The sequence below is a fragment of the Gordonia phthalatica genome (assembly GCF_001305675.1).
GTDB classification, from domain to species: domain Bacteria; phylum Actinomycetota; class Actinomycetes; order Mycobacteriales; family Mycobacteriaceae; genus Gordonia; species Gordonia phthalatica.
This window is the reverse complement of sequence record NZ_CP011853.1, coordinates 1,383,125-1,406,810: the sequence shown is the minus strand read 5'-3', so window position 1 is coordinate 1,406,810 and position 23,686 is coordinate 1,383,125. Positions and strand designations below refer to the sequence as shown.

Here is a 23,686-nt window from a genome sequence, read left to right as displayed (position 1 = left end):
CGAAGGACCCCACCATGCCTGTCACCGACGTCCAGACCGACACGGACACCAACACCCTCACCATGACCGCCGAGTTCACCGCCCCCGTCGAACGCGTCTGGTAGATCTACGCCGACCCGCGTCAGCTCGAACGGGTCTGGGGTCCGCCGGAGTACCCCGCGACCTTCGTCGAGCACGACCTCACGCCGGGCGGCCGCTCCAAGTACTACATGACCTCCCCTGACGGCGAGCGCTTCGGCGGGTGGTGGCAGATGCAGTCCGTCGACCCGACCTCGTCGTTCACCTTCACCGACGGCTTCGCCGACGCCGACCTCAACCCCGCCGAGGACATGCCGGTGTCGACCAACCGCTACTCGTTCGAATCCACTCCGACCGGCACGCGCGCGATCTACACCTCGACGTTCGCGAGCGCGGAGGAGCTGCGGAAGGTCCTTGAGATGGGAATGGTCGAGGGTGCGACCGCCGCCATCGGCCAGACCGACGCCCTTGTCGCCGCCTGAATCACGCAGACCGAGTTACTCGGACGCGGTGCTCGCGCGCCAGCGCTTGTCGACGGCGAACTCTCGCAGCGCCACGACGATCCCGCAGAACGCGAGCACCGCGAATCCGTAGCTGAGCATCTTGGCCGAGTCGACGATGTCCGGTCCGCCGATCGCGACCAGCAGTCCGGCGAGCGCCGAGCCGCACGCGTTCGCGATGAGCTGACTGGTGTTCAGTCCGGCCGAGACCTGCGGCGCCTGGGTCTCGTCGTCCGTGACGCGCAGGCCGGCGGTGAACCAGTGCGCCATCGCCATGCCGATACCGCAGCCGCCGACGAAGAGGACCGCGAACCACGCGACGATGACCCCGGTCGACGGGTCGTTCATCTGGAGCGCGCCGTAGGCGATCAGACCGGTGCCGAGAAGGAGCGGGCCGAACAGCCGCACGGCCCTGCGACCCCGCTCGGACTCGACGCCACTGGAGGCGATCGACGAGACGGTCCAGCCCCATGAGATCGCCGCACCGAGGAATCCGGCGGCCAACGGGCCCAGCCCGCCGATGCGCTGGCCGAACAGCGGAAGGAAGGTCTCGACTGTCGACACCGCGGCCAACACCAGGATCGCTAGGTAGATCCACCGCAGTGGCGACGGACCCCGATAGGTCATCTCCGGCAGCACCCGCGTCGACGCACGCCTCTCCCAGACGACGAACAGCGCCCCGCCGACCACCGCTGCCGCCATCAGAATCCAGGTCGCGGCCCCGTGCACCAGCGAGGCGACGCTGACGGCACCGACCGCGGCCGTCAACAACGACAGCGACGTCCAGGGCACGGGTCCGGGCTCCTCCACGTCGGCGTTGCGCGCGGGCAGCGACCGCAGGGTCAAACCGATCAGGCCGAGGGCGAACAGCGCGAGCAGCCCGAAGGCCCCGCGCCAGAAACCGATCTCGGCGAAGAACCCGCCGACGACGGGACCGACGAAGTTGCCGACACCCCACATCGCCGACATGAGAGCGATGGACCGCTGCCAGAGATGCGGCGGTAGGACGAGCCGGACCACCGCGAAACCGAGACCGCCGAGCAGCCCGGCGCCGAAGCCCTGGAGTGCACGGCCGACCAGCATCACGGTCATCGTCGGCGACGCGCCGGCCACGATCGTGCCCGCGGTGAAGAGGGCGAAGGAGAACACGTACGACCGCCGCGCGCCGAACTTTGCTAGCCACCGCGCCACCAGCATCGACGAGATCACCGAGACGACGAGGAAGACCGTCATCGTCCAGGCGTAGAGCTCCTCACCGCCGATGTCGGCGACGGCGCTGGGGAGCAGGGACGTCGTCAGGTAAACGTTGATGGCGAACAGCGCGATGCCGCCCGCCATCACCGTCATCGGTGCACGGTGCTCACGTCCGAGAAGTTCCCGCCAGGTGCTCATCGAGACCACCGTATCCGGCGAGAACGCAGGCGACTCAATCCAAGTCGTCGTGGCGGATCAGCTGACGCGCCGCCTCGGTGACCGACCCCGACAGTGACGGGTACACGGAGAAGGTGTGCGCGATCTCCGACACCTGCAGCTTGTTCTCGACCGCGATGGCGATCGGGAGGATCAGCTCCGAGGCGTTCGGTGCCACCACGACGCCGCCGATGACGACGCCGGTGGCCGGGCGGCAGAAGATCTTGACGAAGCCGCGACGCAGACTGCTCATCTTGGCGCGCGGGTTGGTCGACAGCGGCAGCATCACGGTGCGCGCCGGGTACTCCCCCGCGTCGATCGACTTCTGAGAGACGCCGACGTTCGCGATCTCGGGTCGCGTGAAGATCGCCGACGCGACGGTCTTCAAGCGGATGGGGCTGACGCCCTCGCCGAGTGCGTGGTACATGGCGATGCGGCCCTGCATGGCCGCGACGGAGGCCAGCGGCAGCACGCCGGTGCAGTCGCCGGCGGCATAGACGCCGGGCATCGACGTGCGCGAGACGCGGTCGACGGTGATGTAGCCGCCGCGGTCGACGGCGATGCCCGCCTCGTCGAGGCCGAGCGAGTCGGTGTTCGGGACCGAACCGACGGTCATCAGGACATGCGTGCCGGTGACCTCCTTACCGTCTGTGAGGTGGACGGTGGCACTCGTCTCGTCGCGCGTCACCTGGTCGGCGCGCGCGTACTTGATGAGCGTGACACCTCGCTCGGAGAACGCCTCCTCCAGGACGCGGGCGGCGTCCTCGTCCTCGTGCGGCAGCACGCGGTCGCGGCTGGACACCAGGGTCACCTTCACACCGAGCTCGGTGTAGGCGTGCGCGAACTCGGCGCCGGTGACACCGGATCCGACGATCACGAGGTGCTCGGGGAGCTCGGTGAGGTCGTAGAGCTGACGCCAGTTGAGGATCCGCTCGCCGTCGGGCACCGCGGTCGGCAGGATGCGCGGCGAGGCACCGGTGGCGATGAGGACGATGTCACCGTCGTAGGTCTCGGTGGTGCCGTCGGCGAGGGTGGCGATCACCTCGTGGGCGCCGATGCCCGGCCGCAGCTCGCCGAGCCGGCCGGTGCCGGGGACGATCTTCACGCCCTCGGAGACGAGTCGCGAACGGATATCCGCGGACTGGGCGAAGGCCAGGTCCTTCACGCGCTGGTGCACCTGGGGCAGCGACACGGACGCCTGCTCGGCGGAGATGTCGACGCCCAGGTCGGCGGCGCGACGCGCCTCGGTGCGGATGCCGGTGGAGGCGATGAACGTCTTCGACGGGACGCAGTCCCACAGGACGCAGGCGCCGCCGATGCCGTCCGAGTCGATGACCGTGATGTCAGCCCCGTACGCGGCCGCGGTCAACGCCGCCTCATACCCGGCGGGGCCACCACCGATGATCACGATCTTCGCCACTGCAACACGCTCCTTCGACACGCTTCAAGAAAGTCCGGTAACAACCTATCCCGTCAACGGGTCACGCGCGTGCGGACCGACCGGTGTTCCTAACCGGAGGCCGACGCAATACTCTGACAGGGTGCCGATCTATGCCGCCTACGCGTCGAACATGGACCCCGCCCAGATGCTGGAACGGGCCCCTCACTCCCCGATGTCGTCGACCGGGTGGCTCCACGGTTGGCGTCTGACCTTCGCCGGTGACGACATCGGCTGGGAGGGATCGCTGGCGACCGTCACCGAAGATCGCGACGACCCGACCGCCAAGGTCTTCGTGGTGCTGTACGACGTGACCGTCGAGGACGAGAAGACCCTCGACAGCTGGGAGGGCACCGAGCTCGGCGTCCACCGGAAGATCCGCGCCCGCGTCGACACCGCGGACGGGCCGGTCCTCGCCTGGCTGTACGTCATCGACGGCTACGAGGGCGGTCTGCCGTCGGCTCGCTACCTGGGCGTGATGGCCGACGCCGCTGAGATCGCCGGCGCCCCCGCCGATTACGTGGAGCGACTGCGCCTCCACGAGGCCCGCAACGTGGGGCCCGGCCCGGACGAACCGCTCGACGACACGTCTGACGGTCCCCAGTAGGGCCCCGTCCCAGCAGGAGACTGGGGCGCCGACGGCGACCTACTGGAGTTCGCCGCCCAGGATCACGCCCGCGAGGGTGGCGACGCCCACGCCGAGGGCCCGCTCATCGATGTCGAAGTTCGGCTGGTGCAGATCGCAGTGCGGGCCAACACCGCTCCAGACGCCGAGGCGGGCCATCGCGCCGGGCACCGATTCGAGGTACCAGGCGAAGTCCTCGCCGCCGGGCGACTGCGGCGTCTCGACCGCCGCGCCGGGCCCGATCAGATCGACGCTGCGCCGCAGCATCGCGACGCTGTCGCCGTCGTTGACGACCGGCGGCACGCCGCGGACATAGGTGAGGTCGTAGTTGACGCCCAACGGCGCGACGAGTTCGCCGACGATGTTCCGGACCAGCGGCTCCAGGTCCTGCCAGACCGCCCGGTCGCCGGTACGGACGGTGCCGCGCAGACGGCCCTCCTGCGGGATCGCGTTCGACGCGTCACCGGAGTGCGCGGCGCCGAAGACCATGACCGTGCCGGACCGGGGATCGACGCGACGCGACAGGAATCCGGGGAGCCCGGTGATGACGGTGCCCATCGCGTAGACGAGGTCCGCCGTCAGGTGTGGCCGCGAGGTGTGACCGCCGGGGCCGCGGAAGTGGACCTCGACGCGGTCGGCGGCCGAGGTCAGTGCACCGACGTGCAGGCCGACGGTGCCTGCGGCCAGGTGCGGATCGCAGTGCAGGGCGAAGATGCGGGTCAGGCCGTCGGTGGCGCCGGCGTCGATCGCATCGAGAGCACCGCCCGGCATCACTTCCTCGGCGGCCTGGAACAGCAACCGCACCCCGAAGGGCAGCTCATTGCCTGCCGCGAGGTGATCGGCGAGCAGCAGGCCGGTACCGAGCAGGATCGCCGCGTGCGCGTCGTGTCCGCACGAGTGCGAGACGTTCTCCACCTTGGAGGTGAACGGCAGCCCGGTCTGCTCGGGGATCGGCAGGCCGTCCAGGTCGGCGCGCAGGCCGATCCGCGGCTTGTCGGTGGGGCCGAAGTCGCAGACCACGCCGGTGCCCTTCGGCAGAACCTTGGGCCGCAGGCCTGCGTCGGTGAGGATCTGGACCACCTTAGCGGTGGTCTGGAACTCCGCCATCGACAACTCGGGTTCGGCGTGGATCTCTCGGCGCCACCCCACCACTCGGCCCAGGTTCGCGGCCAGCCATGCGTCGATCACGGGAGAACTCACAGCAGGGTGGCCGGTGTCGGCGCGTTGAGGTCCTCCAGCAGCGGCAGTCGCAGCGCGCGTTTGACGGCGCCGAGGTTGTCGCCGGCGAACGACGCACGCTCGCGGGCCACCTCGCGGGCACGCTCCAGCAGGCGGTCGGCGTCGACGGCCTCCTCGATGATGCCGCCGGCGACGGCGTCCGCGGCACCGTAGCGGCGCGAGGTCAGCATCGCCTCGGTGAGCGTCGCATCGGGGATCCGGGTGCGGAGCAGACCGGCCATGCCGCGCGGGAAGGGCATGTTCAGCGCGGCCTCGGGCAGCGACCAGAAGCCGCGGTCGGCGCGCATGATCCGGTAGTCGGCGCACAGGGCCAGCATCGCGCCGGCACCGAAGGCGTGGCCGTTGATGGCGGCGATGGTCGGGGTGGCCGCCGTCACCACCTTGGCGTACAGCGCGTGCACGGCGTCGAGGTACGTGGGCAGCGGCTCGGCACCCGAGAAGATGTAGTCGGTGTCGAGCCCGTTGGTGAAGAACTTGCCGGTGGCGCTGATGATGAGCGGCTTCTTGGCTGCGATGGCCTCGTCGGTCAGATCGGCGACCTTCGCCATCCATTCGCGGCCGAACCGGTTCTCCGGGTTCTTCTCGTCGAGCTCGACGCCCTCGGTACCCAGGTAGAGCTCGGCGGCGTCGTCGGTGACTGTCAAGTACGGCATGGCAGAAACCTTATCGCCGCGTCCCTCCGGAGGAGCAGGCACGGGTGAACCCACCTATGGTTGTGCCATGGATCCGACCGCCGATCACGCCGCGGCAGCCGCCGCGGCCGCCTCCGTCATTGCCGCCCAGACCGATTGCGACCGACACGATGTGGCCGTCGTCCTCGGTTCCGGATGGGCGCCCGCCGCCGGCGCGATCGGCGAACCGACGGCCCAGTTGCCGATGGCGGAGATCCCCGGCTTCGGAACCCCGTCGGCCCAGGGCCACGCGGGGACGGTGCAGTCCATCCTGGTCGGCGACACCCGCATCCTGGTTCTGCTCGGCCGCATCCACGCCTACGAGGGTCATCCCCTCGCCCGCGTCGTCCACCCCGTCCGCACCGCAGCGGCGGCCGGCGTCGGGACGGTGGTGCTGACCAACGCCGCGGGCGGCATCCGGCCGGGACTGCAGGTGGGACAGCCCGTCCTGATCTCCGACCAGATCAATCTGACCGGCCGCTCGCCGCTCGACGGCGCGCACTTCGTCAACATGGTCGACGCCTACAGCCCGACCCTGCGCGACGCCGCGCGCAGCGTGGACCCGGACCTCGCCGAGGGCGTGTACGCCGGACTCCCCGGACCGCAGTACGAGACGCCCGCCGAGATCCGGATGCTGGGCGTGCTGGGCGCCGACTTGGTCGGCATGTCGACGGTTCACGAGACCATCGCGGCACGGGCCGCCGGACTCGACGTCCTCGGGCTCTCGCTGGTGACGAACCTGGCGGCAGGCATCACCGGCGAGCCGCTCGACCACGCCGAGGTGCTCGCCGTCGGGCGCGACTCCGCTGAACGCATGGGCGCGCTGCTGCGCAGCGTCGTCACCGCGCTCGCGGCGCGGTGACCGCGTGCTGACCTTCGGCACCGCCGGGCTGCGCGGCCCCGTTCAGGACGGTCCGGACGGCATGAACGTCGAGACCGTCACCCGCGCCACCGCCGGACTCGCCGACTGGCTCCTCGCGAACGGTCGCGCCGGCGGGACGGTCGTCGTCGGCCGCGACGCCCGTCACGGCTCGGAGGAGTTCGCGATCGCTGCCCGAGAAGTCCTGACGGCCAAGGGATTCGACGTGATCGCACTCCCCGAACCGGGTCCCACGCCGCTCGTCGCGTTCGCGACCCGGCACTTCGGCGCGGCTGCCGGCGTGATGGTGACGGCGTCGCACAATCCGCCGCGCGACAACGGCTACAAGGTGTACCTCGAGCACGGCAGCCAGTTGATCGGCCCCGCGGACCGGGAGATCGAGGCCGCGATCGCCGCCACCGGCGACGCCGCGCAGATCCCGCGCGTCGCCGTCGTTCCCGACGCCCGCGCCGGTGCCGTCGTCGAGACCTATCTGGCCCGGCTGGCCGTCCGATTCTCCGGCGCGCCTCGAAGACCGCTGCGGATCGCGCTGACGCCGATGCACGGGGTGGGCGGTGCCCTCGCCGTCGAGGCCCTGCGCCGAGCCGGCTTCGACGATGTCCACGTGGTCGCCGAGCAGTTCGCGCCCGATCCCGACTTCCCCACCGTCGCGTTCCCCAATCCGGAGGAGCCGGGTGCCACCGACCTGCTGCTGGCGCTCGCCGCCGACGTCGACGCCGACCTGGCGATCGCGCTCGACCCTGACGCCGACCGCTGCGCGGTGGGTGCATGCGACGATGACCGAGGGTGGCGGATGCTGACCGGCGATGAGACCGGCGCACTCCTGGGGACGTGGGTGCTCGACCACCGTCCGGCGGGTGCACCGACACCGGTGGTGGCGAGTTCCATCGTCTCCGGCACCCTGTTCGACGCCGCCGCCCGCCGCCGGGGCGCGCGTTCGCTGCGCACCCTGACCGGCTTCAAGTGGCTGGTCCGCGCGGGCGAACCCCTCTCCTACGCCTACGAGGAGGCGCTCGGACACTGCGTCGACCCGGACGCAGTGCGCGACAAGGACGGCATCAGCGCCGCCATCGCCTGCGCGAGCCTGGCGTCGGAGTGGGCCGGCCGCGGCGGGCTGCTCGCCGCGCTCGACGACCTGCAGGAAGAGAACGGAGTGCACGTCACGGCCGGCCGCAGCCTGCGGCTGACCGACCCGCGCCTGATGACCGGCCTCATGACCGACCTCCGCCGCACTCCCCCGGCGACGCTCGCCGGGATCCCGGTGCGGGCCGTCGACTACCTCGCCCGGGACGACGCCCTGCAGACCGACGGCGTCGAACTGACGGGCACCCGCGACGACGGCGTGGCCGTGCGCGTATTCGCCCGACCCAGCGGCACCGAGCCGAAACTGAAGTACTACGGGCAGGTGAGCGCACCGCCGTCACCGGGTAGCGTCAGCAGCACGCGACGAGCACTGTCGGAGGTGCTGACGCAGATCCTGGCGGAGCTTCCGGCAGGCGTGTGAGGGGAGGAACCGACCGATGGCCTACCAGCAGGGTCCGGACCACCCGTCGATGGGAGGCCCGCCGCACCAGCAGTCGCCGTGGTCGTCGACACCGGTGATCATCGCGATCGTCGCGGGCCTGTTGCTCCTGATCGGCGGGGTCACTGCCGCTCTCGTGTATTCGCACGGCAAGTCGTCGTCGACCGCATCGTCGAGTTCCCCGGAGGTACCGCCCCAGAGCACCGTCACCGAGACGATTCACCCGACGACGACGGCCACCCCGGAGCCCACCGAGCAGCCCACCCCGACGGCACCGACCACCACCGACTCCGGGTCGAGTCCGGTCACCGTGCCCGGCGCCGACCGCCAGGGCTTCACCGACGGTCCCCGCTGCAATGCAGCGGGCGACGACGCGGTCTTCGTCGGCGTCACCAACCGGTCCCGGGTGGTGATCTGTCAGGTCGGCACTCAGGCCGGGCGCTACTACTACAAGGGTGCCGCCGGCGGCAATGACATCGAGATCGGCTACCCGGTGCGCAGCGGCGACACCTTCGTCGCCACCAACAAGGGTGTCGAATACGTGGTGAGCCCGAGCTCGCTGATCATCCGTCAGAACGGGACGGTGCTGTCGCAGGAGCCGATGATCGCGAGCTGGGTGAACTGAGCCGGGCCCGTCCGGTTCAGTGCTGCGCGGTCGCGAACTGCGTCCGGTACAGCTCCGCATAGCGTCCGTCGAGCGCCAGCAGGGTGTCGTGGTCACCGCGTTCCACCACCCGACCCGCCTCCAACACGACGATCTCGTCGGCGGCCCGCACCGTCGACAACCGGTGTGCGATCACCAGTGAGGTCCGCCCGGCGAGCGCTTCGGCTAGGGCTTCCGAGACCGCCGCCTCCGATGTCGAATCCAGGTGCGCGGTGGCCTCGTCGAGGATCACCACCGACGGCTTCGCGAGCAGCAGGCGAGCGATCGTCAGGCGTTGCCGCTCACCGCCGGACAGGCGGTAGCCGCGCTCCCCGACCACCGTGTCCAGGCCGTTGGGCAGTGATCGCACCAGTTCGTCGAGGCGAGCCCGGCTGAGCGCCTCCCACAGCTCGCCGTCGGATGCGCCGGGCCGTGCCAGACGCAGGTTGGCGCCGACGGTGTCGTGGAACAGGTGCCCGTCCTGCGTCACCAGGCCCACCGTCCGGTGCACGGACTCCGCGGTGAGGTCGCGGACGTCCACTCCGTTCAGGGAGACGCTGCCGTCGTCGACGTCGTAGAGACGCGTGGCGAGGGAGGCGATGGTCGATTTGCCCGCACCGGAGCTGCCGACCAGCGCGACCATGGACCCCGCCGCCACGTCGAGGTCGACGTGATGCAGCACCGTGCTGCCGCCGCGGGAATCGAGTTGGGCCACCTCCTCCAGCGAGGCCAACGACACCTTGTCGGCGGCCGGGTAGGCGAAGGACACGTCGTCGAATCGCACGCCGACGCCGTGCTCCGCGCCGGGAACCGCGCGGGCGTCGACGCGGTCGACGATCAGCGGCGGCAGGTCGAGGACCTCGAAGACCCGCTCGAAGCTGACCAGCGCGCTCATCACCTCGACGCGGGCGTTGGCCAGTGCGGTGAGCGGCGCGTACATGCGGGTCAGCAGCAGCGCCAGCGAGACGACGGCACCGGCCGACAGGTGCTGATGCACGGCCAGCCACCCGCCGAGTCCGTAGACCAGGGCCAATGCGAGCGCGGACACCAGCATGAGGGCGGTGAAGAAGTAGTTCTGGAGCATCGCCTGCCGCACCCCGATGTCGCGGACGGCGTCGGCGCGGTCGGCGAACTCCTTCGACTCGGTCTTCGGTCGGCCGAACAGTTTGACGAGCGTGGCGCCGGGTGCGGAGAACCGCTCGGTCATCTGGGTCGACATCCGAGCGTTGTGGTCGGCGCCTTCGCGTGCCAGCCCCGCCATCCGCCGACCCATGCGACGCGCGGGGATCACGAACACCGGCAGCAGGATCAGCGTCAACAGGGTGATCTGCCAGCTCAGCGCGGTCATCACGCCGAGCGTCAGGACCAGGGTCACCAGGTTCGAGACGACGCCGGAGAGGGTGTCGCTGAACGCCCGCTGCGCGCCGATCACATCATTGTTGAGTCGGCTCACCAGCGCGCCCGTGCGAGTACGGGTGAAGAAGGCGACCGGCATCTTCTGCACGTGGTCGAACACGGCACGGCGGAGGTCGTAGATGAGGCCCTCACCGATGTTCGCCGACAACCACCGGGTCCCGACCGACGCCCCGGCCTCCGCGACGGCGATCAGTGCGATCACCAGCGCCAGGATCACGATCTCACGGCCCGCGGACGGGCTCTCGGAGTTGATGAGGTTGACGACGCGACCGGCCAGGAGCGGCGTGACCACGGTGAGGACGGCGGTGGCGATCGACAGGAGCAGAAAGACCACGATCCGCCGCCGATGCGGTTTCGCGAAGCCGCCGATCCGACGGAGGGTGACCTTCCGGTCGGCGCGCGCGGCCCGGGGGTCCGAGGCGTGCATCGACTTGTACATGACGTCCCACGCCACTGATTCCATGCTCACCGGCGATCACCTCGCTCACAGTCAGTGGTCTCGTATCGGTTCATGCCTCGACTTCACTTCATCAAGTGAACTTCATGTCAAGTGAGGTATCGGTCTCACCGCGGTCCGAACTGCCGATCGCCTGCGTCGCCGAGGCCCGGGACGATGAACTTCGCCTCGTTGAGACACTCGTCGACGGCGCCGATCACCAGCTTCAGCGGCTTCCCCCAGTCGCGCAGCGCCGCAACGCCTTCCGGTGCGCCGACGACGCAGACCGCGGTCACGTCGGTTGCCCCGCGAGCCATGATCAGGTCCAGGGCGTGCAGGAGTGAACCGCCGGTGGCGAGCATGGGGTCCAGGACACACACCGACCGTCCGCTCAAATCCTGCGGCAGCGATGCGAGGTATTCGACGGGCAGCGCGGTCTGCTCGTCGCGGGCCACGCCGATGAAGCCGATCCCCGCGTCCGGGACGGCGGAGAGGGCGGCGTCGAGCATCCCGAGCCCCGCGCGCAGCACCGGGACGAACAGCGGCGGTGACACCAGCCGGGTGCAGGGTGCGGTCCCCACCGGTGTCGTCACCGCCACCGGCTCCTCGGGTGCGTCGGCGAAGGCCTCGTACACCAGCATTGTCGCCAGCCGCGCAAGAGCGTTCCGGAAGGCAGGATTGGGCGTCGTCTCGTCCCGCAGCACACCCAGCCAGGCCCGGGTCAGCGGATGATCGACGACGGTGACGTCCAGTCCGGCGGTGTGCTGTCCCGATTCGGCAGGTGCGCTCATGCGCTCATCGTAATGACAGCCGGGGGCGTGACACGCCGAGTCGTCGACGAGGGAACCGAACCGGCGTCTGCTGCGTCCAATCAAGTATGAACGGACAAACAGGAACTTCAGTCACCGTCGATCCCGCCGCCGCGAGCACCGTCGTGTCCACTCAGGCGTCCGCCGCGGGCGGCGTCGCCGCCCGCTCGGTGGCGGAGCGAGTAGACACCGCCGCGCTCCTCCCGACATTCGGGCTGATCGGAGCGGGCTTCCTCGCGGCGTTGAACGGGGTCGGCGCGGCGCGCACCGCGTCGCTCGACGCCCTCGCCTCCCGGCATGCGTCGACGGCCGCCCGCACCGCGGCGGCAGCCGCCGCGTACGAGTGCTGCGATGCCGACGGCGGCGCCGACCTCGCGGGAGTGCCGGCGTGAGCGCGGCCCTGCTGATCGCCCCGTTGAAGGCCCTCGTCGCGACGCTGGGGACGGGTGTCCTGCCACCCGGTGCCACCGCGGCGTACACCGACACTCGCGCCGCACTCGACCGCTCCGCCGCGCTGTCGGCCAAGAGCTCCTCGGCCATCGCCGGCGGGTGGCGGGGTGTCGGCGGCGACGGCGCCGCCGACACCATTCGGACGCTGACGACGGTCGACAGCGAGGTCGGTACAGCGGGTACGGAGATCGCCGCGGTGATCGAGGCGGCCGCAGGGCACGTGAAGACCGCGAACACCGAACTCAACGCCCTGGTCGAGTCGTTCGTCGCAGCCGCCGCGACGGTCCCGGCGATCGCGACGCCCGCCGGACTGGCGGCCCTGGTGCCGCTGGCGATGAGCCACCTGGCACGCGGAGTGGCCGTCGTCCAGCGCGCCCAGGCCGAGCTGTCCGGCGAGTCCGCCCGGCTCGGCAGGCATCAGGCGCCCGCGATCACCGGAGCGTCGCCGACGGCCGGCGAGCCGCTCCCCGCATCGACTGCGGCCGGGAAGGTGCCGATCCGCCTGCCCGACGGATCGATCGCGTACGCCCCGAATGAGCGGGCGGCGAAAGCGGTGCGCGCCGCACTGAGCCGCCAGGGGACGCCGTACGTGTGGGGCGGGACCACCACCGACGGCTTCGACTGCAGCGGCTTCACCCAGTGGGCCTACCGACAGGCGGGTCTGGAACTACCCCGCCTGGCGCAGGATCAGGACACCGCGGGCTTCCGGGTGTCTCAGGCCGACCTGCTGCCCGGCGACCTCGCCGTCTGGTCGGGACACGTCGCGATGTACATCGGAAACGGGCAGATGGTCGAGACCGGCGGCGACCCGGTGGGCGTGAATCCACTGCGAACCACCAACGCCGGTCAGACCTTCGAGGGCTTCTACCGTCCCCGGTGAGCGGTCCAACCACCTCCCCGTGCAGCACGCACCGACGATCTTGATTAGGCTGGGTGACCATGGCCGGAGACATCGTTCCCATCGAACTCGGACTGACCGAAGGAAACCTCTTCACCCTCTGGGCGCCGCGCTGGCGCGAGGGTGACGATGAGTGGGAGGCGTTCCTCGGTCTGGACGAAGACCTTTATGCGTTGAACAGTGTCGCTGACCTGGCCGCATTCGTGCGGACCAACGACGACAACGACCTCGCCGATCACCCCGCATGGGAGACCATCAAGCAGGTCCAGGCCGTCGAACTGGTCCCCGACGACAAGCACAGCTACGACCTCATCGGCGTGCCCGAACTGGCCGCTGAGGACCCCAAGCCCGAGGTGCTCGCCGAACTCGAGGATGCCCTCGAGATCGTGCGCATCATCGGCGAGGTCTGCGAGCTGACCCCCGTCACCAAGTTCTTCAACGGCAACCCGATCCTGGGCGCCGTGACCGTCGGCACCACCAACTTCCACGGCCGCGACGGCGTGGACCGGTGGGTTCGCATCGGGCGTCTGATCGCCAAGCACTGGGACGACGTCATCGACGCGCTCGACGATGTCATCAGCGTCCCGAAGGTCGACGCTGAGGCCGCCGAGGCGGCGGAGGACGAGTTGGCCGCCGCGGCATCCGCCGAGGACGAGGACGAGCCGGAGTTCGACGCCGTCGATCCGTTGCACGAGTCCGACGAGGAGGGCGACGAGGACGACGACGCCGCTGACGAGGACGACGATGAGGACGAGGTCGACGAGGACGACTTCTGGGCCGGTGTCGGCATCGACCCGATCCGCATCTACACCGACGGCGGCGAGTTCCTGACCCTGCGCTGCTACCTGGGCGACGACCCGCTGTTCCTGGGTCGCAAGGGCACCATCTACGGATTCGGCTCCGAGCGCGCGCTCACCCGCTTCCTCGCCGACAACGACGACCACGACCTGGTGAAGCTGTCGACCTTCGACGACGTCCAGGCCGCCGCCGACACCAACGACCTCGAGTACGACGTCCTCCCCGAGAACGTGTACGCGCTGCAGGGACTGAACGAGGACATCCTCGACGGCCCGCGCCGCATCGACAGTCGCCAGCTCGATCTAGCCGTCGAACTGCTCACCGACGCCGCCGACTACGCGGGCATCGACACCGTGAACGAGGCGCTCGCGACGACGACACCGCTCGGCTGGTTCGTGGATTACGCCATCAACCCGGACCCCAAGCGGCTGGCGCCGTCGGGTCCGTTCGACAACGAGGCCGAGGTCTGGCGCGCGCTGGTCCACGACTTCGAGGACCGGCTGATCAAGCGCGGCTGACACCGGTTCCTCCGAACCCCCGATGCCCGGCACTCGTCGATCGAGTGCCGGGCATCGGTCCGTTCAGCCCATGAGCACTGCGAAGCCCGGCTTGATGACGTCGTCGATCAGGCGGAGCCGGTCGGGGAAAGGGATGAACGCCGACTTCATGGCGTTGACGGTGAACCGTTCGAAGTCCACCCAGCCGTAGCCGAACTGGCGGTGCAGAACCATGAACTCGCGGCTCATGGTGGTGTCGCTCATCAACCGGTTGTCGGTGTTGACGGTGACGCGGAACCGGAGCTTGGCGAGGATGTTGAACGGGTGCTCGGCCAGCGACGCGACCGCACCGGTCTGCACATTGCTGCTGGGACACAGTTCGAGCGGGATCCGCTTGTCGCGCACGTAGTTCGCGATCTTGCCGAGCTCGGCGCCGTCGAACGCCGGATCCGCCGGGGTGGCGCCGTCGGGCAGCACGATGTCGTCGATGACGCGGACGCCGTGCCCCAGGCGATCGGTGCCGCAGAACGCGACGGCCTCGTGGATGGACGGCAGCCCGAAGGCCTCGCCCGCGTGGATGGTGAAGTGCGCGCACTGCCCGCGCATGTACTCGAACGCGTCCAGATGCCTGCTCGGCGGGTTGCCCGCCTCGGCTCCCGCGATGTCGAAGCCGACCACGCCGCGCTCGCGGTAGGCGACGGCCAGCTCGGCGATCTCCCGCGACCGCGCGGCGTGTCGCATCGCGGTGACGAGGCAGCGCACGACGATCGGCCGACCGTTGTCGGAGGCAGCGGCCTCTCCCGCCGCGAAGCCGCGCAGCACCGCTTCGACGACCTCCTCCAACGACAGGCCCCGCTCCAGGTGCAGTTCGGGAGCGAAGCGGATCTCGGCGTAGGCGACCCCGTCGGCCCACAGGTCCTCCACCGCCTCGCGCGCCACGCGTTCCAGTGCGGACGCGGTCTGCATCACCGCGACGGTGTGCGCGAAGGTCTCCAGGTAGCGTTCCAGCGAGCCGCTGTCGGCGGCGGTCGCGAACCAGACGCCGAGTTCGTCGGACGTGTCCGCGGGCAGCCGGTCGTATCCGATCTCGCGGGCCAGATCGAGGATCGTCAACGGCCGCAGCCCGCCGTCGAGGTGGTCGTGGAGAAGGACCTTGGGGGCCAGTCGGCACTGCTCGATGCTGATCATGCCCCGAAGGTAACGCGATTCGGGGCCGTCTGCTGATCGACTGATTCCACGCCGCCCGGCCGGTGCGCTCACCGCGGATCGGCGACGGCTCGGGCAAGATGGCCGCCATGACCGAGTCAGCTGAGCGACCGCCGCAGCCCGCCGGGGAGCACGGTGTCGCACCGACCTCCGGACCCGCGCCTCAGCCGGGCGACCCCGGGTACGGGCCTCCCACCGCGGTGCCGCCGAACCCACCGTCGATCGGTGCGGGTCTGCGGTGGGCGTGGGCGAGATTCACCCCGAACGCCGGCGTCGTCGTCGGTGCCGCCATCGCGTGGATCGCGATTCTGACCGCAGCATTCATCACCTTCTACACGGTCATCGTCCTGACCTACATCATCGCCATCAGTGCGGCTCACGAGAGCCCCGGTGGGCAGTTCGCCATCGTCATGGTGATGGCGATGATGCTGCTGCTGATCGCCGCCGTCCCGGCCTCCTGCTGGCTGAACGGACTGGTCACGATCGCCGACGGCCATCAGGCACGGGTCGGCGACTTCTTCCACTTCCGCGCCGTGAAGTCGATCGCCGCGATCCACCTCCTCGTCGGACTCGTCGCGGCGCTCGTGCAGACGGCGTTCACGTACGGACTGCACCTGCCGTGGATCGCCGGCGCCGTGACGATCGTGATCGGGCTGCCGATCGCCTGGATCGCGTACTTCGCCGCCGACGCGCACGCCCCCGTCGGTACCGCGGTGGCGTCGGGACTCCGACTGACCGCCGCCGACGTCCGAGCGACGGTCGCCGTCTATCTGACGTCTCTGCTCCTCGTGATCGTCGGGCTGCTGCTGTTCGTCTACGGCGCGGTGGTGACCGCGCCGCTGGCCGGACTGCTGACGCTGTACTGCTTCCGGTCGTTGATGGGGCATCCGGTCGCCGCCGAAACCCACCCCGCAGCCCCGGTCTGAGCGGTCCGGTCCGAGCGTTCCCGTCGCGGCCACCTCCACGTCACCGCACGTCCATCCGGCAGACTTACGCTGCGCGGCATGAGTACCCGTTTCTCCCGTCTCCTCGTGTCGGCCGCGGTCGCCGCGATGGCCGTCGGCGCCGTCGCCGCACCCGGCATCATCGGAACCGTGGACGCTGCACCGAACTCCCCGAAGGCAGGCAAGCCCGCCATCGATCTCCAGTCGCACCGCGGCGGACGCGGTGAGCACACGGAGGAGTCGCTGTACGGATTCGCACGATCGATCGAACTCGGCGTCACCACGCTGGAACTCGACGTCGTCCTGACGCGCGACGGTGTGCCGCTGGTGTGGCACGATCCGGAGATTCAGGCGGAGAAGTGCCGCGACACGCTGCCTGCGTCGCTGGGCGACAAGCAGTTCCCGTACGTCGGCAAGGACGTCCACGATCTGACCTACAAGCAGATCCAGACACTGGCCTGCGATGTTCCGCTGAAGGACTTCCCCAACGCGAAGCCGGTGATCGGCAACCGGATCGCCACCCTCCCCCAGGTCTTCGGGTTGGCCGCCGACTATCCCGGCAACACGGTGCGGTTCAACATCGAGACCAAGATCGAGGCCGAGAAGCGGTCCCGAAGCGCGTCGCCCCAGCAGTTCGTCGACACCATCCTGCGCGAGGTCCGCCGCGCGGGCCTCACTCAGCGCGTCGAGATCCAGAGCTTCGACTGGCGCAGCCTGCCGCTGGTGCGGGCGCAGGCACCGGGCATTCCGCTGGTGGCGCTCTACGACGAGACCACGTGGAAGCCGCGGTCGCAGTGGCTCGGACCGGTCTCCTACGAGCAGTTCGACGGCGACGTGGTCGCCGCCGCGAAGAGCGCGGGATTCGACATCCTGTCGCCCGCGTTCGCCATGTCCGACGCAACGCTCATCTCCCGCGCGCACGCCGCGGGACTGCGGGTGGTGCCGTGGACCGTCAACGAGGTCGGTGACATGCGCGCCCAGCTGGCCGCGGGAGTCGACGGGATCATCACCGACTACCCGACGCGCCTGCGGAAGGTCCTCGCCACCGACGGTCGACCACTGCCCCAGGCGTTCCAGCGCTCGTAACGCACCTGAGCCCGGTCCTCAAGCTCTGCTCGGCCCCACCCGAGCGAGCACACGCGACCCGGGCCGTCCGACGGCGCTCTCGATGCCGACGGCGCCGTCGAGTGCGGCCAGGGCAGCCGGGATCCGAGTCTCGTCGTCAGTGTGCAGGGTCAGCAGCGGTTGCCCCCGCCGAACCGGGTCGCCGAACGCCGCATGCCAGGTGACCCCTGCGGTCGCCGACACGCTCTCCCCGGGCCTGCTCCGGCCGGCGCCGAGCAGCCACGCCGCCTGCCCGACCGCGAGCGCATCCAGCTCAGCGAGTCGCCCATCGTCGTCGGCGAGGACGTCGTGACGGTGTCTCGGGGTCGGCATCGGAGCGTCGGGATCGCCGCCCTGCGCGGTGATCATCGCGCGCCACGAGTCCATGGCCCGACCGTTCCGCAGGTGCTCGGCGGGGTCGGCGTCGGGCAGTCCGGCCGCGTCGAGCATCTCCCGTGCCAAGGCCAGGGTCAGTTCGACGACGTCGTCCGGTCCGCCGCCGGCCAGGACGTCGAGGGACTCGGTCACCTCGACCGCGTTGCCCGCACTGCGACCCAGCGGTGTCGACATGTCGGTGAGGAGCGCTGAGGTCGTGACTCCGGCGTCGGTGCCGAGCGCGACCATCGTCTCCGCCAGCTCGCGGGCGTCGTCGAGGGTCTTCATGAACGCGCCCGAGCCCACCTTCACGTCGAGGACCAGCGACTCGGTGCCCTCGGCGATCTTCTTGCTCATGATGCTGCTGGCGATCAGCGGGATCGACGCGACCGTGCCGGTGACATCGCGCAGCGCGTACAGCTTGCGATCCGCTGGCGCCAGGTCCGCGGTCGCGGCGCACACCACCGCGCCGACCTCGGCCAGTTGCCGGTGCATCTGATCGGCCGTCAGGTCCGCCCGCCAGCCGGGAATCGACTCCAGTTTGTCCAGGGTCCCGCCGGTGTGCCCGAGGCCGCGGCCGGACAGTTGCGGCACGGCGACGCCGAACGACGCGACCAGCGGGGTCAGCGGCAGCGTGATCTTGTCGCCGACTCCTCCGGTGGAGTGCTTGTCCGCGGTCCGCAGTCGGTGGCCGGAGCGGACCAGACCGGAGAAGTCCATGCGGATCCCCGAGTCGATCATCGCTCCCGTCCACGTCGCGATCTCGCGGCGGTCCATCCCGCGCAGGACGATCGCCATCAGGAGTGACGACATCTGCTCCGGTGCCACGGTGCCGTCGGTGAAACCGGCCACGACGCCACGGATCTGCTCGTCGGAGAGGGCGTCGCCGTCCTTCTTCGCGACGATCGGGCCGATGGGATCGAAGGGCGCAGTCATCGGTCGTCGCCTCCACGGACGGCGGCCAGACGGTCGGGACCGAAGGCGTCGGGAAGCAGGCTCCCCAGCGTCCGCGGGCCCTCCGCCGAGTCGACCAGGAGCCCGTCGCCGCCGAACTCTCGGAGCACCTGCCGGCAGCGGCCGCACGGGGTCAACACGGCGCCGTCGGCGTCGCAGACACTGACCGCCACGATGCCCGGTCGCCCCTGCGCCGCCGCACCGCTGAGAACACCGCGAGAAAAGCCGGCACAGACCATCGAGACCTCGGCGCAAACGCCCAAACCATATGAGACGTTCTCCACATTGCCGCCGGTGATGATCTCACCTTCGGGAGTGATCCCCGCCGCACCGACGGCGAAGTGGGAGTACGGAGCATATGCGCTGGTCATTGCCTGTTGCGCAGCCGTTCGCAAGGCGTCGAAGTCTATTGCGTCACTCATTGCGTCTCCATTCACAAAGAATTCCCAAAGGTAAGGCACACCTAATTAAATAGATGGAGTTTGGTCACATTGCTCGGGCAGATTACGACAGGACTCAGCTTAGGTTTAAAGTCAGGTGCATCAGGTCTTGCAGCGACCTTCGCGTTCGCTTGCGACCCGATCCCAAGTCGACGACAACGGAGGCGTAGTTTCGCGATGAGCACCCCCACTGAGGTTGCACCGGCACCGGTGCGCAAGCGGTCTCTTTACAGAGGTGACCCCGGTATGTGGTCGTGGGTGTTGCACCGCATCACCGGCGTCAGCATTTTCTTCTTCCTGTTCGTGCATGTGCTGGACACCGCGGTCATCCGCGTGAACCCCGACACGTACACCGACATCATCAGCACGTACAAGACCCCGCTGATCGGTCTCATGGAGATCGGCCTCGTGTTCTGCGTGCTGTACCACGCCCTCAACGGCGTCCGCATCATCCTGGTCGACTTCTGGGGCAAGGGCCCCAAGTACCAGCGCCAGATGCTGTGGGCCATCCTGACCGTCTTCGCCATCGTGTTCATCGCGTCTGCCGTCCGCATGCTGCAGATCCTGATCACGCACGCGTTCTAAGGAAGCTGAGAGAAAATGCCTGAAGTCAAAACCCTCGGCACCGAGTACGACCGTCCCGCCAGCCTGGACGCTCCGAACGCCCCCCGCGCCCGCAACCGCGGCAACTTCGAGAAGAACGCATGGCTCTTCATGCGCTTCTCGGGCCTCGCCCTCATCGTCCTGACCTTCGGTCACATGTTCATCATGTTGATGTGGGACAGCGGCGTGCACCGCATCGACGCCTCGTTCGTCGCGGACCGCTGGAAGTCGCCCTTCTGGCAGGTCTGGGACCTAACCATGCTCTGGCTGGCTCAGCTGCACGGCGGCAACGGCCTCCGCACCGTCATCGGCGACTACACCCGCAAGGACTCCACCCGCTTCTGGCTGAACACCTTGCTCGCCCTGTCGATGATCCTGATCCTCGTGCTGGGCACCTACGCGATCCTCACCTTCGGCAGCGCCAGCTAAGGAGTACTAGAAACCAATGCAGGAACATCGCTATGACGTGGTCATCGTCGGTGCCGGCGGCGCCGGCATGCGCGCTGCCCTCGAAGCCGCGCCGCGAGCACGCACCGCAGTTCTGACCAAGCTCTACCCGACTCGCTCCCACACCGGCGCGGCACAGGGCGGCATGTGCGCCGCCCTCGCCAACGTCGAGGAGGACAACTGGGAGTGGCACACCTACGACACCGTCAAGGGCGGCGACTACATCGTCGACCAGGACGCAGCCGAGCTGATGGCCAAGGAGGCCATCGACGCCGTGCTCGACCTGGAGAAGATGGGTCTGCCGTTCAACCGCACCCCCGAGGGTCGCATCGACCAGCGTCGTTTCGGCGGTCACACCCGTGACCACGGCAAGGCCCCGGTCCGCCGCGCCTGCTACGCCGCCGACCGCACCGGCCACATGATCCTCCAGACGCTGTACCAGAACTGCGTCAAGCACAACGTCGAGTTCTACAACGAGTTCTACGCGCTCGACATCAACATGACGACCGACGAGAACGGCGAGCCCGTCGCCAACGGCGTCGTCTGCTACGAGCTGGCCACCGGCGAGATCCACGTCTTCCACGCGAAGTCGATCATCTTCGCCACCGGCGGCAGCGGCCGCATGTACAAGGTGACCTCGAACGCCCACACCCTCACCGGTGACGGCATGGGCATCATCTTCCGCAAGGGCCTGCCCCTGGAGGACATGGAGTTCCACCAGTTCCACCCGACAGGCCTCGCAGGGCTGGGCATCCTCATCACCGAGGGCGTCCGCGGTGAGGGCGGCATCCTCCGCAACGAGAGCGGCGAGCGCTTCATGGAGCGCTACGCCCCGACCATCAAGGACCTCGCGCCGCGCGACATCGTCGCCCGCTCGATGGTTCTGGAGGTCCTGGAAGGCCGCGGTTGCGGCCCGAACAAGGACTACGTCCACCTGGATGTGCGCCACATCCCGGAGGAGACCCTGATGGCCAAGCTCCCGGACATCATGGAGTTCGCTCGCACCTACCTGGGCGTGGACCCGGTCACCGAGCTGGTCCCCGTCTACCCGACGTGCCACTACGTCATGGGCGGCATCCCGACCAACATCCAGGGTCAGGTGCTCGCCAACAACGACCAGGTGGTCCACGGCCTGTTCGCCGCGGGCGAGTGCGCCTGCGTGTCGGTGCACGGCGCCAACCGCCTCGGCACCAACTCGCTGCTCGACATCAACGTCTTCGGTCGTCGTGCGGGCATCTCGGCCGCCGAGTACGCGAACTCGACCGACTTCGTCGAGCTCGAGGACAACCCGGACGAGATGGTCCAGGGCTGGGTCGCGCAGATGTTGAGCGATCACGGTCACGAGAACGTCATGGCCATCCGCACCGAGCTGCAGCAGACCATGAACGACAACGCCGCCGTGTTCCGCACTGAGGAGACGCTGTCGAAGGCGCTCGCCGACGTGCGCGCCCTCAAGGAGCGCTACGACCACGTCACCGTCACCGACAAGGGCAAGCGCTTCAACTCGGACCTCCTCGAAGCCATCGAGCTGGGCTTCCTGCTCGAACTGGCCGAGGTGACCGTCGTCGGCGCCCTGAACCGTAAGGAGACCCGCGGCGGCCACGCACGCGAGGACTACCCGAAGCGCGACGATGCGAACTTCCTGGTCCACACCATGGCCTACAAGAAGGGCAAGGGTCTGATCTCGGACATCGAGCTCGACTACAAGCCCGTGGTCATTACTCGCTACGAGCCGAAGGAGCGGAAGTACTGATGACTGCCACCATCGAGAAGAATGCCAGCGGCGCTCCCCCGGTCCCGCCGGAAGCGCGGATGGTCACGCTGAAGATCTACCGCTTCAACCCGGAGAACCCGGACGCGCAGGGCTTCGAGAGCTTCCGCGTCCCGGCGCTGCCGTCGGACCGCCTGCTGACCCTTCTGCTGTACACGAAGGGTTACCTGGACGGCACCCTGACCTTCCGTCGCAGCTGCGCCCACGGCGTCTGCGGTTCGGACGCGATGCGTGTCAACGGCGTCAACCGCCTGGCCTGCAAGCTCCTGATGAAGGACCTGCTGCCGAAGGACTCCTCCAAGGAGATCACCATCACCATCGAGCCCATCAAGGGTCTTCCGGTGGAGAAGGATCTCGTGGTCGACATGGAGCCGTTCTTCGACGCCTACCGCGCGATCAAGCCGTTCCTGATCACCGGCGCGAACCACGAGCCGACCAAGGAATTCCTGCAGTCTCAGGCCGACCGCGCTCGTTTCGACGACACCACCAAGTGCATCCTGTGTGCCTGCTGCACCACGAGCTGCCCGGTGTTCTGGAACGAGGGCTCCTACTTCGGCCCGGCCGCGATCGTGAACGCTCACCGCTTCATCTTCGACAGCCGTGACGAGGGCGCTTCCGAGCGTCTCGACATCCTGAACGACGTCGACGGCGTGTGGCGCTGCCGCACCACCTTCAACTGCACCGACGCATGCCCCCGCGGCATCCAGGTGACCCAGGCGATCCAGGAAGTCAAGCGCGCCCTGATGTTCGCCCGCTAGAGGAACTTTTCTCTGCAGCCCAGACGAGGCCCCGGAACTTCGGTTCCGGGGCCTCGTCGCATGCGGCCGATAGTCTTGCTCTCATGACATCGGCGACATTCGATTGGGACGGACTGCTCCATGCCTTGGTCGACGGCATCCGCGACGGCGCAACCGAGTTCCGGGACGACGACGGCGGCGAGATCTACGGGATCGCTGTGTACGGCTTCTACGCAGACGGCGCCACCATCTCGTGGCCGATGATCGGCGTGTCCGGTGTCGACTCCGAGGCCGCAGACGACCCGGAGCTGCGCTGGTCACCGTACGACTGGGAGTACGAACAGGATCCGTCGGATGTCGGCGACGACTGGAGCACCAGACTGTCGGCGTTCGCCGGACGTGACCGCGGCGCACACTGGGACGAGGCCGAAGCGCGCTTCTTCACAACCGTGGTCGACGCCTGCGAGATCGCGCGCAGGTCACTGCTCGCCGACGGCCTCATCCCCGCGACCGCACTGGTCATCGCCGCGGACGTGGGGGAGGAATTGGTTCCGAAATGCGTGACGAAGGCTCAGCTCGCTGAAGAGTTCCCGCATCTGGCAGCCGAGGCAGCCGAGAGGGACCGGATCGCAGCCTGCCCATCCACGAGCAGATCGCGGCCCTCCTCGACGCCATCGGCGCCGACGCCGACGAAGACGAAGACGATACGGTCAGGCCGGTCCTCACTTGGGAGAGCGCTCCGCCTCTGCTGTATCCCCTCGTCGAGTCGCACCCCGACGCCGTGCTGGACGCTCTCCTGCATCGCCTCGAGGTGGGTCCCGGTCCGACTTTCGCCCGGCGCCACCGGTGGATGAG

General features: G+C 68.9%; 23 protein-coding genes and 1 pseudogene. 15 read left to right on the top strand and 9 right to left on the bottom strand.

The features are described 5' to 3' along the window. The first annotated feature begins 14 nt into the window (after positions 1-14). A pseudogene (locus tag ACH46_RS06585) lies at positions 15-500 on the top strand (SRPBCC family protein). 15 nt (positions 501-515) lie between these two features. Here the strand turns inward: ACH46_RS06585 and ACH46_RS06580 are convergent. Together ACH46_RS06580 and ACH46_RS06575 are read right to left on the bottom strand one after the other, a co-directional pair. After that, positions 516-1,910, bottom strand: a complete 1,395-nt coding sequence (locus ACH46_RS06580; protein WP_062395064.1) for an MFS transporter — start codon at positions 1,908-1,910, stop codon at positions 516-518. A gap of 34 nt (positions 1,911-1,944) precedes the next feature. Further along, a complete protein-coding gene (locus ACH46_RS06575; RefSeq protein WP_062392215.1) occupies positions 1,945-3,348 on the bottom strand; it encodes an NAD(P)H-quinone dehydrogenase in 1,404 nt (467 codons plus the stop codon). 121 nt (positions 3,349-3,469) lie between these two features. Between ACH46_RS06575 and ACH46_RS06570 the strand changes: the two genes are divergently transcribed. Continuing rightward, the gene (locus ACH46_RS06570; RefSeq protein WP_062392214.1) at positions 3,470-3,973 is read left to right on the top strand and encodes a gamma-glutamylcyclotransferase family protein; all 504 of its coding nucleotides are present in this window, start codon (positions 3,470-3,472) and stop codon (positions 3,971-3,973) included. A 39-nt stretch (positions 3,974-4,012) separates the two neighbouring features. On the opposite strand, the gene ACH46_RS06565 is transcribed toward ACH46_RS06570, so the two are convergent. Continuing rightward, positions 4,013-5,179: an amidohydrolase gene (locus ACH46_RS06565; protein ID WP_226995787.1), complete on the bottom strand. Its 1,167-nt coding sequence runs from the start codon at positions 5,177-5,179 to the stop codon at positions 4,013-4,015. 8 nt (positions 5,180-5,187) lie between these two features. Next, positions 5,188-5,883 (bottom strand): enoyl-CoA hydratase/isomerase family protein, encoded by a 696-nt coding sequence (locus tag ACH46_RS06560; RefSeq protein WP_062392212.1) that lies wholly within the window; start codon positions 5,881-5,883, stop codon positions 5,188-5,190. Positions 5,884-5,950: 67 nt separating this feature from the next. Here ACH46_RS06560 and ACH46_RS06555 point away from each other — a divergent pair, with 67 nt between their 5' ends. Genes ACH46_RS06555 through ACH46_RS06545 form a run of 3 tightly spaced genes read left to right on the top strand, consistent with a single transcriptional unit; the run spans position 5,951 to position 8,928 of the window. Beyond that, a complete protein-coding gene (locus ACH46_RS06555; RefSeq protein WP_062392211.1) occupies positions 5,951-6,763 on the top strand; it encodes a purine-nucleoside phosphorylase in 813 nt (270 codons plus the stop codon). A gap of 4 nt (positions 6,764-6,767) precedes the next feature. Further along, positions 6,768-8,285, top strand: a complete 1,518-nt coding sequence (locus ACH46_RS06550) for a phospho-sugar mutase (protein WP_062392210.1) — start codon at positions 6,768-6,770, stop codon at positions 8,283-8,285. A 16-nt stretch (positions 8,286-8,301) separates the two neighbouring features. Beyond that, positions 8,302-8,928: a hypothetical protein gene (locus ACH46_RS06545; protein WP_062392209.1), complete on the top strand. Its 627-nt coding sequence runs from the start codon at positions 8,302-8,304 to the stop codon at positions 8,926-8,928. Between the two features lie 16 nt (positions 8,929-8,944). Here the strand turns inward: ACH46_RS06545 and ACH46_RS06540 are convergent, their stop codons facing one another. Next, positions 8,945-10,825: an ABC transporter ATP-binding protein gene (locus tag ACH46_RS06540; protein WP_193392971.1), complete on the bottom strand. Its 1,881-nt coding sequence runs from the start codon at positions 10,823-10,825 to the stop codon at positions 8,945-8,947. A gap of 101 nt (positions 10,826-10,926) precedes the next feature. Further along, positions 10,927-11,550 carry a uracil phosphoribosyltransferase gene (gene upp, locus ACH46_RS06535; RefSeq protein WP_193392970.1) on the bottom strand — a complete coding sequence of 208 codons (624 nt, stop codon included), beginning with the start codon at positions 11,548-11,550 and terminating at the stop codon, positions 10,927-10,929. A 125-nt stretch (positions 11,551-11,675) separates the two neighbouring features. Here upp and ACH46_RS06530 point away from each other — a divergent pair, with 125 nt between their 5' ends. From ACH46_RS06530 to ACH46_RS06520, 3 genes are read left to right on the top strand one after another with little or no spacing between them, the layout of a single operon-like run. Continuing rightward, positions 11,676-11,999: a type VII secretion target gene (locus tag ACH46_RS06530; RefSeq protein WP_062392206.1), complete on the top strand. Its 324-nt coding sequence runs from the start codon at positions 11,676-11,678 to the stop codon at positions 11,997-11,999. Continuing rightward, entirely contained in the window at positions 11,996-12,937 is a 942-nt protein-coding gene (locus ACH46_RS06525; RefSeq protein ID WP_062392205.1) for a C40 family peptidase, read from the top strand. Before ACH46_RS06530 ends, ACH46_RS06525 begins: the two co-directional genes overlap by 4 nt. A 59-nt stretch (positions 12,938-12,996) precedes the next feature. Further along, a complete protein-coding gene (locus ACH46_RS06520) occupies positions 12,997-14,271 on the top strand; it encodes a hypothetical protein (protein ID WP_062392204.1) in 1,275 nt (424 codons plus the stop codon). Between the two features lie 63 nt (positions 14,272-14,334). On the opposite strand, the gene ACH46_RS06515 is transcribed toward ACH46_RS06520, so the two are convergent. Continuing rightward, a complete protein-coding gene (locus tag ACH46_RS06515) occupies positions 14,335-15,438 on the bottom strand; it encodes an adenosine deaminase (RefSeq protein ID WP_062392203.1) in 1,104 nt (367 codons plus the stop codon). 107 nt (positions 15,439-15,545) lie between these two features. Between ACH46_RS06515 and ACH46_RS06510 the strand changes: the two genes are divergently transcribed. Together ACH46_RS06510 and ACH46_RS06505 are read left to right on the top strand one after the other, a co-directional pair. Further along, on the top strand, positions 15,546-16,382 hold the full coding sequence (locus ACH46_RS06510) for a hypothetical protein (protein ID WP_157851019.1): 837 nt from the start codon (positions 15,546-15,548) through the stop codon (positions 16,380-16,382). Positions 16,383-16,460: 78 nt separating this feature from the next. Next, positions 16,461-17,486 carry a glycerophosphodiester phosphodiesterase gene (locus tag ACH46_RS06505; RefSeq protein WP_062392201.1) on the top strand — a complete coding sequence of 342 codons (1,026 nt, stop codon included), beginning with the start codon at positions 16,461-16,463 and terminating at the stop codon, positions 17,484-17,486. An 18-nt stretch (positions 17,487-17,504) separates the two neighbouring features. Here the strand turns inward: ACH46_RS06505 and ACH46_RS06500 are convergent, their stop codons facing one another. Together ACH46_RS06500 and ACH46_RS06495 are read right to left on the bottom strand one after the other, a co-directional pair. After that, complete coding sequence (locus ACH46_RS06500) at positions 17,505-18,815, bottom strand: thymidine phosphorylase (RefSeq protein ID WP_062392200.1); 1,311 nt, start codon at positions 18,813-18,815, stop codon at positions 17,505-17,507. Continuing rightward, entirely contained in the window at positions 18,812-19,255 is a 444-nt protein-coding gene (locus ACH46_RS06495; RefSeq protein ID WP_062392199.1) for a cytidine deaminase, read from the bottom strand. Before ACH46_RS06495 ends, ACH46_RS06500 begins: the two co-directional genes overlap by 4 nt. Before the next feature lie 195 nt (positions 19,256-19,450). Between ACH46_RS06495 and sdhC the strand changes: the two genes are divergently transcribed. The 5 genes from sdhC (at position 19,451) to ACH46_RS06470 (ending at position 23,685) form a co-directional block, all read left to right on the top strand. Next, the gene (gene sdhC, locus ACH46_RS06490; protein WP_082399455.1) at positions 19,451-19,858 is read left to right on the top strand and encodes a succinate dehydrogenase, cytochrome b556 subunit; all 408 of its coding nucleotides are present in this window, start codon (positions 19,451-19,453) and stop codon (positions 19,856-19,858) included. Positions 19,859-19,873: 15 nt separating this feature from the next. Continuing rightward, positions 19,874-20,305: a succinate dehydrogenase hydrophobic membrane anchor subunit gene (locus ACH46_RS06485; RefSeq protein WP_062392197.1), complete on the top strand. Its 432-nt coding sequence runs from the start codon at positions 19,874-19,876 to the stop codon at positions 20,303-20,305. Positions 20,306-20,321: 16 nt separating this feature from the next. Then, entirely contained in the window at positions 20,322-22,076 is a 1,755-nt protein-coding gene (gene sdhA / locus ACH46_RS06480) for a succinate dehydrogenase flavoprotein subunit (protein ID WP_062392196.1), read from the top strand. After that, the gene (locus ACH46_RS06475) at positions 22,076-22,852 is read left to right on the top strand and encodes a succinate dehydrogenase iron-sulfur subunit (protein WP_062392195.1); all 777 of its coding nucleotides are present in this window, start codon (positions 22,076-22,078) and stop codon (positions 22,850-22,852) included. The genes sdhA and ACH46_RS06475 overlap by 1 nt, the downstream gene beginning before the upstream one ends. 83 nt (positions 22,853-22,935) lie before the next feature. Continuing rightward, on the top strand, positions 22,936-23,685 hold the full coding sequence (locus ACH46_RS06470) for a DUF4303 domain-containing protein (RefSeq protein WP_062392194.1): 750 nt from the start codon (positions 22,936-22,938) through the stop codon (positions 23,683-23,685). Position 23,686 lies beyond the last annotated feature (1 nt).